This window comes from Candidatus Thiodiazotropha sp. AKAK3 (assembly GCF_058244645.1).
Map to the genome: position 1 here is coordinate 1 of NZ_JBSYOQ010000035.1, position 16,020 is coordinate 16,020.

Annotated in this window: 14 protein-coding genes; 9 read left to right on the forward strand and 5 right to left on the reverse strand. The window is 47.6% G+C overall.

Features of this window, described 5'->3' with window-relative positions; translation table 11 throughout:
* Window positions 1–136 precede the first annotated feature (136 nt).
* Entirely contained in the window at window positions 137–586 is a 450-nt protein-coding gene (locus AC4IE7_RS06445; RefSeq protein WP_490775995.1) for an RDD family protein, read from the reverse strand.
* A gap of 142 nt (window positions 587–728) precedes the next feature.
* On the opposite strand from AC4IE7_RS06445, the gene AC4IE7_RS06450 reads away from it, so the two are divergent.
* The 6 genes from AC4IE7_RS06450 to cmoB all read left to right on the forward strand — a co-directional run bounded on the left by AC4IE7_RS06450 (window position 729) and on the right by cmoB (window position 7,865).
* Window positions 729–1,124, forward strand: coding sequence for a PilZ domain-containing protein (locus AC4IE7_RS06450; protein WP_490775996.1), 396 nt, complete (start codon window positions 729–731; stop codon window positions 1,122–1,124).
* A gap of 541 nt (window positions 1,125–1,665) precedes the next feature.
* The gene (locus AC4IE7_RS06455; protein WP_490775997.1) at window positions 1,666–4,224 is read left to right on the forward strand and encodes a PAS domain-containing sensor histidine kinase; all 2,559 of its coding nucleotides are present in this window, start codon (window positions 1,666–1,668) and stop codon (window positions 4,222–4,224) included.
* Window positions 4,225–4,226: 2 nt separating this feature from the next.
* Complete coding sequence (locus AC4IE7_RS06460; RefSeq protein WP_490775998.1) at window positions 4,227–4,859, forward strand: response regulator transcription factor; 633 nt, start codon at window positions 4,227–4,229, stop codon at window positions 4,857–4,859.
* Between the two features lie 4 nt (window positions 4,860–4,863).
* Window positions 4,864–6,150 (forward strand): MFS transporter, encoded by a 1,287-nt coding sequence (locus tag AC4IE7_RS06465; protein WP_490775999.1) that lies wholly within the window; start codon window positions 4,864–4,866, stop codon window positions 6,148–6,150.
* Window positions 6,151–6,159: 9 nt separating this feature from the next.
* Window positions 6,160–6,885, forward strand: a complete 726-nt coding sequence (cmoA, locus tag AC4IE7_RS06470) for a carboxy-S-adenosyl-L-methionine synthase CmoA (protein WP_490776082.1) — start codon at window positions 6,160–6,162, stop codon at window positions 6,883–6,885.
* Complete coding sequence (gene cmoB / locus AC4IE7_RS06475; protein WP_490776000.1) at window positions 6,882–7,865, forward strand: tRNA 5-methoxyuridine(34)/uridine 5-oxyacetic acid(34) synthase CmoB; 984 nt, start codon at window positions 6,882–6,884, stop codon at window positions 7,863–7,865. The genes cmoA and cmoB overlap by 4 nt, the downstream gene beginning before the upstream one ends.
* 353 nt (window positions 7,866–8,218) lie before the next feature.
* On the opposite strand, the gene AC4IE7_RS06480 is transcribed toward cmoB, so the two are convergent.
* Both AC4IE7_RS06480 and AC4IE7_RS06485 read right to left on the reverse strand, forming a co-directional pair.
* On the reverse strand, window positions 8,219–8,611 hold the full coding sequence (locus AC4IE7_RS06480) for an OsmC family protein (RefSeq protein WP_490776001.1): 393 nt from the start codon (window positions 8,609–8,611) through the stop codon (window positions 8,219–8,221).
* 14 nt (window positions 8,612–8,625) lie between these two features.
* Entirely contained in the window at window positions 8,626–10,032 is a 1,407-nt protein-coding gene (locus AC4IE7_RS06485; RefSeq protein ID WP_490776002.1) for a dihydrolipoyl dehydrogenase, read from the reverse strand.
* Between the two features lie 370 nt (window positions 10,033–10,402).
* Here AC4IE7_RS06485 and AC4IE7_RS06490 point away from each other — a divergent pair, with 370 nt between their 5' ends.
* Window positions 10,403–10,855, forward strand: coding sequence for a hypothetical protein (locus tag AC4IE7_RS06490; RefSeq protein ID WP_490776003.1), 453 nt, complete (start codon window positions 10,403–10,405; stop codon window positions 10,853–10,855).
* 59 nt (window positions 10,856–10,914) lie between these two features.
* On the opposite strand, the gene glcE is transcribed toward AC4IE7_RS06490, so the two are convergent.
* Window positions 10,915–11,982, reverse strand: a complete 1,068-nt coding sequence (glcE, locus tag AC4IE7_RS06495; RefSeq protein WP_490776004.1) for a glycolate oxidase subunit GlcE — start codon at window positions 11,980–11,982, stop codon at window positions 10,915–10,917.
* A complete protein-coding gene (locus tag AC4IE7_RS06500) occupies window positions 11,982–13,442 on the reverse strand; it encodes an FAD-linked oxidase C-terminal domain-containing protein (protein WP_490776005.1) in 1,461 nt (486 codons plus the stop codon). Before AC4IE7_RS06500 ends, glcE begins: the two co-directional genes overlap by 1 nt.
* A gap of 468 nt (window positions 13,443–13,910) precedes the next feature.
* Here AC4IE7_RS06500 and AC4IE7_RS06505 point away from each other — a divergent pair, with 468 nt between their 5' ends.
* Together AC4IE7_RS06505 and AC4IE7_RS06510 are read left to right on the forward strand one after the other, a co-directional pair.
* Window positions 13,911–14,684: a DUF3450 domain-containing protein gene (locus AC4IE7_RS06505; protein WP_490776006.1), complete on the forward strand. Its 774-nt coding sequence runs from the start codon at window positions 13,911–13,913 to the stop codon at window positions 14,682–14,684.
* Window positions 14,681–16,018 (forward strand): MotA/TolQ/ExbB proton channel family protein, encoded by a 1,338-nt coding sequence (locus tag AC4IE7_RS06510; protein ID WP_490776007.1) that lies wholly within the window; start codon window positions 14,681–14,683, stop codon window positions 16,016–16,018. Before AC4IE7_RS06505 ends, AC4IE7_RS06510 begins: the two co-directional genes overlap by 4 nt.
* Window positions 16,019–16,020: the final 2 nt, after the last annotated feature.

The following is a 16,020-nucleotide window of genomic DNA, read 5'->3' on the forward strand; positions in this document are numbered from 1 at the left end:
ACTCAAGCCGCGATTGCGGCGTTGCACCCCTTGGTAAGGGAACAACCATTACCTGCGGGCTGCGCCTTGCACTCACGGCTTGAGCGGCTTTCTAAATACAGGGTTTATATGACGCACCACACTAGTGTGTCACTCGTCACTTTTCGACTATTACCAGACGGGTTTGTGAGAGCCTGTCGTGCCACGCCATCTTATCTCGATCGAACACTATCCAAATAAACCCCAAGCCCGCGATTAAAAGGGAGAGAATTGCTGCAAAATGACGTTTTAAAGCATCTCCCCACGCAACTGGATTGCCATCTAGGCGTACCACTTTAAGTCGCCAGGCACGCATGCCAAGTGTCTGCCCCCCCCATACCCAAAACCCTGCAAAAAACAATAAGGGTATGATTTCAAATACAAATAATTGAAATATTAAAAGCCAGGTACCACTCGGGTTACCAAAAGGCAGGGTTATGGTCGCGGTGGCGACAAACACCAGAGCGGTTAACAGCAGTCCATCATAAAATATGGCGCCGAGACGTCGGAGTAACCCAGGCGCAACAGCCTCAGTAAGATCATTTGAGATATTGGTTTTTGAAATCATTAACAGTGATCAGAAAATAAAGATGAGAAAATCTAGGGTAATCCCTAATGTCCGAGAGCAATAATCCGGATTTGAAAATTGGCAGTAACCAACCATACTTAGAGTTCATGTTGAATGGCATGCGAATACGGGGAGCCATAGTATGGAACACAGATGTGACCATAGAAAGCTGATCTCTTGTGAAATCATAATACAAGATCGCAAACTCGGTAGAATGAAAGGGATAATTCGTAACATAAGCCTTAGTGGTATGTTAATCGATATTGGCGAAAGCTCACAGCAGCTTAGTACCATTGTCGAAGTTTCTTTTCCAGTTGAGGCGTGTGGAGGCACAAGTCAATGCAGGGCCAAAGCGATGGTTGTGCACCAGCAATCGGGTTGTCTCGGGCTGATGTTCAGCGAATTGGATGCCAGTGTCAGGCAGATGCTGCGAAAAATGCTGTATGGGTATGCAACCGTGGCTGAAAGAGCATATCTCTACCAGGGTTACAGCGGCAGTAAACGGGGTATGGTCAAAGGAGTGAGTGCTACTACCTAATGAATTTTAATTACCTCCTGAAGAATAATAAATAGAAATCCAGTTAACTGGATAGTAATTCAAAGACGCTTCGAGCGTCTTTTTTTTTGCCTGAAAACTACATTTTAAAACGCTATTTTAATGTTGCACTGCAGTGATAATTATCAGGCTGTTGATGGGAGGAACTAATTTGAATGCCTTTTTTGTCGACAATCTGTTCTACCCGGACTTATTCAGGTATGTTGTGCATTCATTCCGCTGAAAAGAGCAAAAATAAGCCTTTGATTTTCAATAGTATAAAACCTGGATTCTGCAGCTGACCGCTGAAATCTTGCATCAGGTAATGATATCCCACTTCAAATAATGGTATTTATGCTCACCGAATGGGTGAACTCACTTACGCTACATGAATTTATGAAAAATCTCAGCGCACCATGCTGCATTGTCGATCTTGTTAAAGGAATAGCCGGTAGTGACACAGAGCCTTGCCAGGCACACCGGGATTTTCTGAATGCAGTTGTAGACCAGGTAGTCTGCGATCCCTGCACTGGATGTGCCTGATATGAGTGGTTTAAGAGGTGTTAAGTGGCAAGCGAGGTTAGCCGCTGTTCCTTTGCCGGCACTCTCTCTATTTGTAGGCATATTATGCGGACTGTTGATGTGGTTGGTGCTGGAGCCCATTCAGGATAAGCGCCTGGCGAAAGTTTTTCATGAAGAGCTGGTCAGAAGGCTGGATGTTCGGGCGGTTGAGACTCGCTACCGTTTCGAGCAGTTTTTGCAAGAGTGGCAATATATTGGAAACGGCTTGTCCAACCACTGGCGGATAAAAAATTATCTCAGTTCGCACTCATGGATTGATACTGAATCTGAAAATACAGAGATAATTCGACACAATCAGGTGCCTGAATGGCTTGATCCTGGTAGTCCTAAACTCAGATTCTTAGAACCCAATCAGGTGGTGCTATTCAACAATCGAGCTACTCCAAGAGAAGTTTATCTGAAAAATCCTCTCACTTTCGATCTTGATCAGCTGTTCGAGTTCTACTCAGGACGAAATGAGACGCTGATTACACTGATTGATCAGCAGCCGTTCTTACTTGTCTGGTCAAATGTCTCCTATAAAAAGGAAGATCTGGCAGCCGTACTGCTGTTGATCGTGCCCGTGGATGAGCGCTTTCTAATAGAATCACAAAGCATGTCTCACGACACAGATACATTAATTGCCTTAATTGACGCTAATTCAATGAAGCTGTTGGCAAATAGTAATACCAAGTTGATTCCAATGGACTCTGTGTTAAATGACTGGCGTGAAAACTATCTTCTTACCTCTCAGGCCATAACCCGCTTTCAGTCTATGGAGCAGAGTCTTTTATTTACCACTATGGTCTCTCGAGATGCTGTGGAAAAGACTATTCATAATATTACCGAGCTAGCGCAACAAGATAGGTTTTTGGCCGCGCTGGTCTATATTGCTGTATTTTCAGTAATCTTCTATTTGATCTCTGCAAAAATCAGTCATGTATTAATGCGTATTTCCCGCTTCGGTCAGCAGGCATTGGGTATTGAGCAACCGGTATATAAGAAGGGAAATCAACTACTGCTTTTGGAAGATTGGGTAAAAGCGTTCTTTCGTCAATTGATCAGAGCCCGCGATGCACTTCGCAGTAAGCAGGAAGAGCGTTTGCGGGAGACGGAGGTGTTAAAGAGTGCCCTATTTGACAACTCCATGGTCTCTATCATTACTCTGAATCAAGAAGGGATTATCGTTGAAGTCAATGGCACGGCTATCAAAACATTCGGCTACAACAGGAATCAGTTGATTGGCCGTCATCTTGAAGAGATGGTAATTCAGCTTAGTGACCGAGCACGTTTTCGCACCATGCTCAGTGGTTGCATCAGTATGAGCGCTTCAAACAGCTCATGCAGAGGACAACCCATGCAGGCATCGACCGTGAATGGAGAGGAAAAGTCAGTTGAATGTTCTGTCATATCGATTCATCTGCAAGAGCAAACAGTTTTCAATGTCTATTTACGCGATATTTCTGGAAGAAAACAGGCACAGCGTGAAATTACCAGTCTGGCAAAACTGGCGAGTGAAAATCCAAGTCCTGTGCTACGAATCAATATGCGCGGCGTCATCCTCTATGCTAATGCTGCCAGTGAGCCGCTACTGCAGTATTGGGATTGTGAGCGGGGCCAGACTCTACCCCTATATTGGAAAAACCTTGTCGCCAGTTCCTTCAAGGAAGGGGTGACCAAAGAGTATGAAGTCAATCTTGAGACTCAGATATTCTCTCTACAGCTGGCGCCAATTCTTGAGCTTGAATATGTCAATATCTATGGTCGGGACTTCACAAGAATGCGCTTGGCTGAGATGCAGAGCCGACAACATCAATCTGAATTGGTCCATGTTTGTCGTCTCAGTACTATGGGTGAGATGTCAACCGGACTGGCTCATGAGCTCAATCAACCCCTCTCTGCAATTATAAATTTTGCCAGTGGTTGTGTTCGCCGTTTACAGTCAGGAAAAGGTGGTGAACCTGAGATAATTGATGCGATAGCTCAGATAACCGCACAGGCTGAACGTGCTGGAGAGATTATCAAAAGATTAAGAACCTTAGTGGGTAAGAGACCGCAGGAGCATGAGTTGGTCAATCTAAATCATTTGGTATTGGAGGTGGCATCATTTATCGAATTTGAAGCAAACAGGCAAAATGTAGAGGTCTCACTTCAACTCTCAGAGGGGGCTCTACCGGTTAAAGTCGATTTGGTGCAGATAGAGCAGGTTATGTTGAATTTAGTACGCAACGCCATCGATGCCATGAAACAAGTTGATCGGAATCAACGGCGACTGATACTGAAAACCGGTAGAATAGGTAGTAGGGATGCACAAGTCATTGTTCAGGATAGTGGGGCGGGAATACCTGCCAAAACACAGAAATATCTGTTCGATGCCTTCTTTTCTACTAAAAAGAGTGGAATGGGTATGGGTTTACCAATCAGTCAGAAAATTATGCAGGATCACAAGGGATTGATTGAAGTGGAGTCAGAATCTGGAAAAGGTGCAACTTTTCGGTTGATCCTTCCTTCTGATCCTGCACTTGAACTACCAGGTTTTTAGTCATGAGTAATAGATCGACAGTATTTGTAGTTGATGATGATCAGGCAATGAGGAATTCCCTGAAATGGTTGATTGAATCGGTCTCCATGCAGGTGGAAACCTTTGAATCGGCCAACGCCTTTATTCAATCCTATTATCCCGGGCGATCTGGATGCCTGCTGCTGGATGTGCGTATGCCCGGTATGAGTGGTTTGGAGTTGCAGGAGTATCTGAGAGTCAATCAGATTGCCATACCGGTGATCATTATTACCGGACATGGCGATGTGCCAATGGCAGTTCGAGCGATGAAGGCCGGTGCAGTGGATTTTATCGAAAAGCCATTCAATGATGAGTTGTTACTTGAAAGTATTCGCCACGCCATGACAGTGGATGCAAAACAGCGTGATATGCAGTCACAAAGGGCTGAAATTGCTACCAGATTAGCGAGATTGACCCCTCGGGAGCATGAGGTGATGGTTATGGTCACCAATGGCAAAGCGAACAAGGAGATCGCTACCAGTCTTGGCGTCAGCTCAAAGACGGTTGAAGCGCACCGGGCGAGAGTGATGGAGAAAATGGAGGCTGAGTCCTTGGCTGAGTTGGTAAGAATGGCAATCAATGCCAATTTGACATTGACTGAACCTACTGAAGAGTAATTTGGTGCAGAATGATCCAAGCAGGGCGCTTCTGAAGAATCCGCCCACGCTCTCCTGGACTCTCTATGACTGGGCTAATTCAGCCTTTGCCACGACAGTGATGGCAGGTTTCTTTCCGGTGTTTTTCAAACAATATTGGAGTGTTGGTGTAGCTGCCACTGAATCGACATTCAGGCTTGGCATGGCCAATTCAATGGCTAGCATTTTAATTGTTTGTATGGCCCCATTTTTAGGGGCATTAGCAGATCAGGCTGGTGCAAAGAAGCGATTTTTACTCTTTTTTGCAGCGATGGGCATTGTCATGACCGGTGCCCTCTATCTGGTTGCTTCAGGCAACTGGGTAATGGCACTGATACTCTATGGACTGGGCTTACTTGGCTTTATGGGGGGGAATATCTTCTATGATGCGCTACTGGTCTCGGTAACAGAAAAAAAGCACTATGACCGGGTATCTGCATATGGATACGCCTTTGGTTATCTGGGGGGAGGTCTACTGTTTACCTTGAACGTGCTGATGACCCTCTATCCTGGTTATTTCGGCTTGGCCGATGCTGCTCAGGCAGTAAAATTATCATTCATCAGTGTGGCACTCTGGTGGGGGCTGTTCTCCTTGCCTCTGTTTCTATTTGTCGATGAGCCTCCTGGCCCCGCACCGAAGAAAGGTTGGGTTTCTGCCAGTGTGCGTCAATTGATTGAAACATTCGCTCGCATAAAAAATCTACGTATGACTTTTCTATTTTTACTGGCTTATTGGTGTTACATCGATGGCGTGGATACGATCGTCAGAATGGCAGTGGATTTTGGGCTTTCTATCGGTTTTGATGCCAACAACCTAATGGTTGCTCTGTTGATAACGCAATTTGTAGGCTTTCCAGCTGCACTGGTTTTTGCTTCTATTGCTGCAAAGCGTGGGGCAAAACAGGGAATAATGATAGCTATCTTTGTCTATCTTTTAATTCTTGTCTGGGCTTATCGGATGGAATCGGTATGGGAATTCTACATGCTGGCAATTGCCATCGGTCTGGTGCAGGGCGGTATACAGGCCTTGTCCCGCTCACTCTATGCCTGTCTGATACCCCATAATCAATCAGCAGAGTTCTTTGGTTTCTATAACATGCTCGGAAAATTCGCAGCGGTACTGGGTCCAATGATGATGGGATGGGTTGGAGTATTGACTGGTAGTACGCGGATCTCAATCCTATCTGTCGGCATCCTGTTTATTATTGGCGGAATCCTGTTGAGCATGGTGGATGTAAAAGCTGGTGCACAAGCAGCACAGGAACTGGAATAGATCCCGGTGATGAAAAAAGACGATATTTATGCCGATGTGCAGCAGGTCGTTCCCGATTTCGTATTTGACGAGCGGGTAGCGCAAGTCTTTCCAGACATGATCAACCGCTCGGTACCTGGTTACGGGACGATCATTAATATGATCGGTACTCTGGCAAGCCAATGGGTGAGCCGAGGATCAAACTGTTATGACCTCGGCTGTTCCTTGGGCGCAGCCAGCATGGCTGTCCGCTACTCGACGCCCCATCAGGACTATCAATTGATTGCGGTGGATAACTCCATTGCGATGTTGGAACAAGCAGCCAAGCGACTATCCACCGATGTAGATTATGATCCCATCCAATTAGTATGTTCTGATGTGCGGGATGTTGTCATTCAAAATGCATCCATGGTCATCCTCAATTTTACACTGCAATTTATTCCCGCCAGAGACCGGGAGTGGTTTGTAGAACAGATCTATAACGGCATGCTGGAGAATGGTCTATTGGTTCTATCAGAAAAGATTGCTTTACCTGCAGCAGTCTCTCAGGATCTGTTTACAAAGATGCATCACAGTTTTAAGAAAGCACAAGGCTACACCGATCTGGAGATCAGTCAGAAGCGTACTGCTCTGGAAAATGTATTGATTCCTGAAACTCTTGAGAGCCATAAAGTCCGGCTTGAGAAAGTTGGTTTTACAACAGTGGAAGTCTGGTTTCAGTGTTTTAATTTTATATCATTATTGGCAATTAAATGAAGTACGATTGGGATTGGTGTGAATCCTATAGGGATCACCCTTTAGGGGCCTGGTTAACTAATCTTCCCCAACAAGTCGCCTCAATTTGGAGCGAACAACCTCACGGTGATATGGCAAAGTGGCTTGAGGCATTGCAGTCGTTACCCAAGGTGCCAGTTTCCAGAATAGATTTTAAGTCAGGCCATGTTATTGCAGGTGAGGGTTGGGATTGCACTGATGAGCAACGGGCTCAACTGCTATCTGCACTGCATATGCTGCATCCCTGGCGTAAAGGCCCATATAGGATATGTGGGATCGATCTCGATACAGAATGGCGTTCAGACTTAAAGTGGAATCGTTTGAAAGACCATATCTCGCCTCTGAAAAACCGCATTGTTCTGGATGTGGGGTGTGGCAACGGTTACCACCTTTGGCGTATCTTCGGTGAGGGTGCCGAACGGATTGTCGGCATAGACCCCACTCAGCTGTTCAATATGCAGTTTGAACTATTGAAACATTTTCTTGGCGAGCAATTTCCTGTTCATCTCTTCCCTTTGGGTATAGAACAACTACCTGCAGATTTAAAGGCATTTGACACGGTTTTCTCAATGGGTGTCTTTTATCATCGTCAATCACCTTTCGCTCATTTAAATGAACTCAAAGGTGCACTACGTCAAGGTGGTGAATTGGTACTCGAGACACTGGTAATAGAGGGGGGTAGGGGAGAGGTTCTGGTTCCGGAAGGGCGCTATGCGAAGATGCGGAATGTCTGGTTCATACCCACAGTCGAAACTCTCATGGCCTGGTTAAAACGAGCGGGATTTAGTGATATTAATTTGGTAGATGTGTCGAAAACCACGATGCAGGAACAGAGATCGACGGAGTGGATGCAATTCGAGTCCCTTAAGGACTATCTGGATCCTGCTGACCCTGACTATACTATTGAAGGATATCCTGCACCGCGCCGTGGGATATTGGTTGCTAAAAAAAATAGGGGCTAAAGCAGGCCTGATCCTGACACTGTTCCTATTAAAAAATATAACCCAGAGTAGGATGGAAATAACCTGGACAGACCTACCAATCACCCCTTAAACGAAGTTCTAAACACAAGAGAACATGAAACTGGTTTGCTTCGTGGATAAGCCTTCTATCTGAATGCAAGCTGTTTCATGTCGCTTAGTATGTAAGGGGTTTTATAAAAATAGTAGATAGGAATTACCCCAGCTAGGGTTTTCCCTAGCCAGGTAAATGGGCTATTAAAAAATTGATCAGCACTACAATGAACCAAGAGTTACAACACAGAATTGGCTCAGTAGCAGGGCTTTGATGTTTAGCGAATGGATCCTGACAGGATCTAATCAATGGTTATGGTGAATTCTGGTGCAGTATGCATATGCCTTTTCACAGCACAAAGCTCCATCGCCCTGATAATGCCACTGCGATATCGTTCAGGAAAACTATCGGGGAGTGTCAGATGAAATATGATGCTTCCAATCATCTTCTTCTTTTCATCTTCGAGACACTCCATTTTTAACCCTAGCCCCTCTGTGGAAAGCTGACGGGACTCACAGAAGTTCCAAGCGAAAATTCCAGCACAGGTTGCAAGAGATCCCAGAAACAGATCAAAAGGAGCGGGTGCACTCGCCTCCCCACCATATTTGGCGGGTTGGTCCGTCTCAATGGTAAAATCACCGACTTGGGCTTGAATACGTTTTCCGCCAGTAAAACTGACCTCTATAGAATCCATACGGTTACTCCAGGTTACAGAGGATAAAGCTCTTTGATTGGTCCAGGATTTTTAGATTCAACCTGCGCATAGAGATTGTTGAGTGCCGCCTGTAGTGCCTCCTCGATAACCGGGTGGTAGAAGGGCATGCGGATCAGGTCACCTACGCTGAGTTGTTGCGAAACTGCCCAGTTCAACAGATGAGCAAGGTTTTCCCCGCGTGTTGTAATCATTTCCGCACCCAGCATAAGTCCGCTCGCTTTATCTGCATAGACACGAATGATACCCCGGTTCTGTCCCATGATCTGGGCGCGGCCGACGGGGGCCAGCTTAACCTCACCAATGGCTGTTTTTTCCAGGTCCAACTCCTCATAACGTTTACCAATCAAGCATATATTGGGGTCACAGAAGTTGATTGCCAAGGGCACCTTTCTTTTGAATCCCTGAAGTTCAGCGTGGGCAGCGTTATAACCTGCAATTTTTCCTTCATCTCCCGCTTCGTGAAGGATTGGACGTTCACCGTTTAAATCCCCGGCAATGAAGATGTGTGAATCACCACACTGCATGGTGTTTTGGTTGTAGAGCGGGATGCCCTTGGCGTCAAGCTCAATTCCTGCGTTTTTCAGTGCCAGACCTTCAATATTCGGCGTACGTCCCAGGCTGGCGAGTACTTTGTCGACAACCACTGACTGCTCTCCGGCAGTGACCCTCAATTGCTTACCTTCTTCAGATATTTCTACGGCATGGCCCAGGTGGATTGGGAACTCTTTTTGCATGATCTCAAGAGCAGACTTGGAGACTTCCGGGTCACTGGTGCCGCCTATGGTTTGAGCCATATCGAAACCGGTAACTTTAATACCCAGTCTGTTGAGAGATTGGCCTAACTCAAGACCAATCACTCCCAGACCGATAACCGCTACAGATTCAGGCAGGTCTTCTAATTCAAAAAAGGTATCTGTGGTAAGAATATTACTTCCGAAAACTTCCCAGGCTGGGGGTATCATCGGTCTTGAGCCTGTTGCGATAACTATTTTGTCGGCGATGACTCGATCGCCATTATCGAGCTGTAAGGTATGAGGGTCGATAAATTCTGCATAAGCTTCGACAAATTTTTCACCCATGTTATCGGTGCTGTTGGAGAGTACACGATCGACAAAATTGTCTCGAAGATCCTGAACATGCTCCATCGCCTCAGGAATGTCGATGGTCAGTTCGGCATGGCCATCAACACCATATCGGTGAAGATGGGTGCGGCGATGGTAATCCTCAGCAACCTGGATCAGGGCTTTTGATGGCATGCAGCCAACCCGGGCACAAGTTGTACCTGGCTCTCCACCGTTGATCAGAAGGAAACTCTTGCCACTCGGCCCAACCTGGCCAGTTGCATTCAATCCAGCGGTGCCGGAACCGAGAATAGCGACGTCGACTCTTTTTTCTGCCACAGAAAATCTCCAGGGGAATTATTGATATGGTGCGGAATTCTAACGGCTTGGCAGCGAAATTTCAGCTTATATCAATTTGGGTTATTAGGGCCTGTTAAAACTAATCGAAAGGTACTGAGATTTATTGGCTAGGCCATGACCCAACAATCGAGGCTTAACCCCGTTTTAACTCAGTTGGACGCTGAGATTTTCCACAAACCCCCGTTCAATTGCGGTTTCCAGGCTAAAAAAGCTGTTTTGTTGAAATATTGCTGGCAGGAAATTACTTGGCCTATTGCTTAAGATTATAGGGTCGATTACTTTACCTGCTCAACTGCAATGCAGATGAAGATCATTAACAAAATAAAAAAACAGTGTGAGGAGAATATTGATGAAATGGCTGATAACAATCCTGTTGATCCCTGGTCTTGCCTTTGCTCAGCCCCCAGGGCCTGCGGCAGGGCAAGTAGATCCGCAACAATTTTTTGAACAGTCCAAACAGACCATGCTGCCTATGATCGATGAGAGTCTGCCAGCCATGGAGGAGACTAAGGCCTGCTTGGGTAAGGCTGGGGATCAGGCAGCTTTTACAAAATGTGTCGAGATCATGGTGGCACTGGAAAAAGAGATGCAGGCTAAGATGGGGCGTTCAGTTGGGATGCCGACAAAACCTCAATCCCAGGCATCCAAAAAAGTCGAGTTTAATGAGAAAAACAAGAGCAACATGCTCAAATACCTGGATCAATCCATTCTGATGGGGAATGCTATGAAAAAGTGCTTCTCATCGAGCGAATCAGCTGAGCAGATGCAAAACTGCATGACTGCTGCAAAACCTAAAGGCTAGTGGGGCGTGCGGTAAGTTCGCTAACCCTCAGAGACACCACACTAGTATGACGCACCACACTAATAATCTGGATGGTGTCTGCCGGGATTAAACAGGCCTTTAGGATCGAATACAGCTTTTAAGCTTTTTTGTATCTCTGTGATACGCGGGTGAAGCGGATGAAATACATCACCGCTTCGATCCCCATTGCGAAACAGCACTGCATGCCCGCCAAGGCTTTCAATCTGGGCGCGTATCTCTTCCGGTGGTTGCTCGGTGAAGACCCAACGCTGGGCACCTGACCATTCGTACAGTGTTGGCTCACTCAGTTTAAGTTGTGCCGTGGGCTGCATAGAGAGTCGCCAGAGTGGTTTTTGTTGATCAAAGAAGTCCAGTTTCTGGTCTCTCAGCTCTTCCCAGAAACCATGGGAGTCAGTGGCATCCATAAGCCCATATTTCTCCTGGATTCTAGTTAAACGCTGTCTGTTACATGAGAGTCGCAGACCATGCTGGTTACCCTGACTGAAAGTTGCAGATATGGGCAGTGAATGGCCAACCATTTCGATAAACAGATTACGAGCCCCGTCTGCTTCCCGCTGAAAAATCAGAGTGTGCTCTTCAGAGGGTTTGGGCAGAACCTTTACAGAGACTTCCAACAGGATGCCCAGGGTACCCATTGCGCCGGCCATGAGTCTTGAAATGTCATATCCAGCAACATTCTTCATGACCTGGCCACCAAACTCTAAAATCCTGCCTTGACCATCCAGCAGCTTGATACCCAGGAGCAGGTCTCTTGGCGCGCCTCCCCATGGTCGGCGAGGCCCACTCAGACCGGCAGCGATAGCACCGCCGATGGTGCCGCTATTAGCGAAATGTGGAGGTTCAAAAGGGAGCATTTGACCCTTTTCATTGAGTGCCTCTTCGATTTCGATTAAGGGTGTTCCCCCACGAGCTGTAATCACCAGTTCGGTTGGTTCGTAACTGACAATCCCCCGGTTTCCACTAAGTGACAGGAACAACTCATCACCTGGCGCTCTGCCGTAGAAGGCTTTGCTGTCACTGCCAACAAGGCGCAGCGGCTTAGTTTCAGCATGGGCATCCAGAACAGCCTGTTGCAGGGGCAGGGATTGATCTTGATCAGCAGTCATCAGAATCGCTCCAGATCCGGGAAGCGTAATTTACCGGCATGAACATGCATGGCACCAAATTCTGCACAGCGGGCCAGGGTTGGAATCGCTTTTCCTGGATTGAGCAGGCCATGTGGGTCAAAGACCGCTTTAACCGCATGAAAAGTCTCTAGCTCAGGGTCTGGAAATTGGGCGCACATCTGATTGATCTTTTCCATGCCAACACCATGTTCACCTGTGATTGTGCCACCAACCGCAACACAGAGTTCCAGGATCTCGCCACCAAACTCTTCAGCTTTTTCCAGCTCTCCGTGGTTATTTGCGTCATAGAGAATCAGGGGATGCAGATTACCGTCACCAGCATGAAATACATTGGCGCATGGCAGGCCATATTTCTCCGACATCTCAGCAATCATCTTTAACACTTTGCCCAGTTGATTTCTGGGTATAGTGCCATCCATACAATAGTAATCAGGGGCAAGACGACCCACTGCGGGAAAGGCATTTTTACGTCCGGCCCAAAATCGCACACGCTCTGCTTCATCTTTGGCAGTCCGCACCTCACGGGCACCTGAATCAAGCAGTATCTGACGTACCCGCATAATCTCCTCAGAAACCTCATCTTCACTACCATCGACCTCACACAGCAATATGGCAGCAGCATCGGTAGGATAGCCAGCGTGCACGAAGTCCTCAGCCGCCCGAATCGACAGATTGTCCATCATCTCCAGGCCAGCAGGGAGGATCCCCTTGGCAATGATATCTGCAACAGCCAGGCCTGCAGTTTCCACATCATCAAATGCGGCCAGAGCAACCTGTTGTCGCTCGGGGATTGGTAATAATTTGACAACAACCTCCACAACCAGCCCCAGCATACCCTCCGAGCCTGTTATCAGCGTCAACAGATCAAGGCCGGGGTTGTCCAGGCCCGTGGTGCCAATCGTCAAACGCTCGCCATCAATGGTGATCAGGGTAACCTGTAATACGTTATGCAGGGTCAGGCCATATTTCAGGCAGTGCACACCGCCGGCATTCTCAGCCACATTTCCGCCTATGGAGCAGGCGATTTGAGAAGAGGGATCGGGTGCATAATACAACCCATAGGGTTTTGCTGCCTCACTTACAGCTAAATTCCTCACCCCAGGTTCTACACGGGCCTGTCTGTTATCGCGGTCTATCTCAATAATGTGGTTGAGTCTGGCAAGGCTCAGCAAAACCCCCTCCTCATGGGGAAGGGCGCCACCTGAGAGACCGGTTCCGGCGCCACGAGCCACCACCACTATTTTATGCTGATGACAGTACTTCAGGATTATCTCCACCTGCACAGCAGTGGTGGGTAAGAGCACAATCAATGGGACCTTACGGTATGCAGATAATCCATCACATTCGAAAGGGATGAGTTCCTCTTCGCGGTAAACTACGCAATCTGAAGGCAGCATTTTTAAAAACACTGCAGCTAGGTTTTGGCGATTATGTCCCATCAGAAAATCCTGAAATCTCTTTCATCATAGATTCACACTAAAGATAAGTGATCCTACTCGCTTAGTTTCAGCTATCCCACCGGAAACTGGAACTATGAGGTAATGGTTGACCATAGGTATGTGATTCTTTCAGAAATCGGCTATAAGGTTAACCTTGGTATGTTTAGGTTTGTATGAGAGCTGAAAATAGTGGTTGGGATTGAGTGTATCCGATTGGACTCGTATGATGCGCTTGTGGTTCGGCCCGAAGGGAGCCCCGCTATGGGGACAATGCTGCGTTGCACTTCTTGAAAAGGGCATACCATTCCCCGCGAAGTGCGCCTTGCCTTGGCCCCGTAGCGGGACGCTGAGGGTTACCGAAAATACCGCACGGCCTACTAGGTTTGAAATCTTTAGTCGATGCTGGATAAATTAATTTAAAGCCATTCAACTGGGTTGCTGATGGCTGGGGCTGAATATAGTAACGCAATGAAACTATTTGTAATTTTGACGATTACTCTGGGAATCCTTTTGGCCTGCGGCAGTGGCTTGGCGGTAGATAACCTTGAGCGGGCGATTGACCTGGAAGTCGGCGGCCAAAAGGCGGCTGAGTCCTCCCAAAAGAAGGTTGAACAGTTGGATGATGAATCTCGCAAGATGCTAGAAGAGTATCGTCTGTTAAGCCAACAACTTCAGCGCACCACCATGGCCAATAAGGATTTGCAATCCAAGCTGGAGCAGCAGGCCGGGGAGATAGAACGCATCTCTCAAGAGCTGGAGGAGATCGATCGCATGCGTAGCGATATCGATCCCCTGATGAGTCAGATGCTGGAAACACTAGGACAGTTGATAGAGCGGGATACCCCCTTTCTGCCCGAAGAGCGGCGAGTGAGACAGGATGCACTGGAAAAGGCCCACGAAAACAGGACGGGGGAGATATCTGAACGCTATAGGCAGTTGCTTGAAGCCTATCAGATCGAGGCTGACTATGGCCGCAATATTGAGGCTTATCAGGCGCAGTTGGATCAGCTGGATGGTAATCAGAAAATGGTCGATTTTCTGCGTTTGGGACGGGTCGCGCTGTTTTACCAGACCCTGGATGGCAAGCAAGGGGGGGTCTGGGACAATCAACAGCGTAGCTGGCTCAAGCTCGATTCCAGTCACATGGCAGAATTGACACGGGCGATACGTATTGCCAGAAAACAGTTACCCCCCGACCTGATGGTGTTACCGCTGGTGATACCTGAGGAGGGTGGACAATGAAGAGTATACTAACCATTCTCAGCATGCTGGCAGCGCTTCTGGTCCTGCCTCCGCTCTTTGCTGCAGATGACTCATTGCAGTCACTACTTGATCAGGTGCGACAATCCCGCCAGCAGCAGCAACTCAGAGATCAGACGAGGGAAAAACGCTTTCTTGAGCAGCATGATCAGCGAACAGCAGAACTTAAGGCGATCAAACAGAAGCTCCAGACGGAGCTGGATCGTCAGCAGCAACTCCAGGCCAAGCTTGAACAACAGCAGGCAGATCTGGAGGTGCTTCGTGAAACCCATAAAGCGAGTGCCGGGACATTTGGCGAGTTATTTGGTGTTGTCAGGCAGGTGGCATCAGAGAGTCTGAACCTGTTCAGAAATGATCTCACCTCATCACAGCATCAGAATGACTTGGAAATCCTGGAGGAGATCGCCAGTAGCCAATCTCTTCCCTCCCTGGATCGTTTGCAGGATTTGTGGGAGATTTTCATGCAGCGAATCATACAATCAGGGTCTATCTGGCAGAGTTCTCTGCCGGTGATTCTTACCTCTGGTGAGGAGCAACAGGAACAGGTAACTGTGATTGGTCTCTTTAATGCACTTTCGAATGGCCGCTATTTGAGGTACCTGCCTGAAACTGCCCGCTTCGTAGAACTGAGCAGGCAACCTGCGCCACGCTTTCAATTGATGGCAAAACAGGCGGAACAGAGTAGAGGTGGTTTGCAGACACTTGCAGTGGACCCCTCAAGAGGGGCTATCCTCTCACTGCTGGTTGCCTCGCCAACCCTGCTTGAGCGGATTCAGCAGGGTGGTTATATCGGCTATTTCATCCTCTTCCTTGGACTGCTGGGCTCTCTGGTTATCCTGGAGCGATTGATCAGTCTCTATATTGTGGGACGAAGGGTTAAGAAGCAGCTTAATAGTGCTGAACCAATGGATAACAACCCCCTTGGACGTTTGCTCACGATCGATCAGGAGCAGTCTCAAAACTCATCCGATTCCCTTCAAAAATACTTGGATGAAGCGATTCTCAAGGAACTTCCAAGCCTTAGAAGGGGGCTACGTCTGTTGGCCATATTTGCTGCGGTAGCTCCTCTGCTTGGTCTCCTTGGTACGGTGACTGGTATGATTGAAACCTTTCAATCCATCACCCTGTTTGGCACAGGGGATCCCAAACTGATGTCCGGTGGTATATCACAAGCTTTGGTGACTACTGAACTGGGCTTGGCCGTTGCCATACCCATGGTGCTGCTGCATAGCTATCTTGCAGGGCGCAGTAATCGGGTGATTCGTCTACTGGATCAACAGAGTGCCGCCCTGGTTGCGGCCCGTTCCGGGAGTTGAGA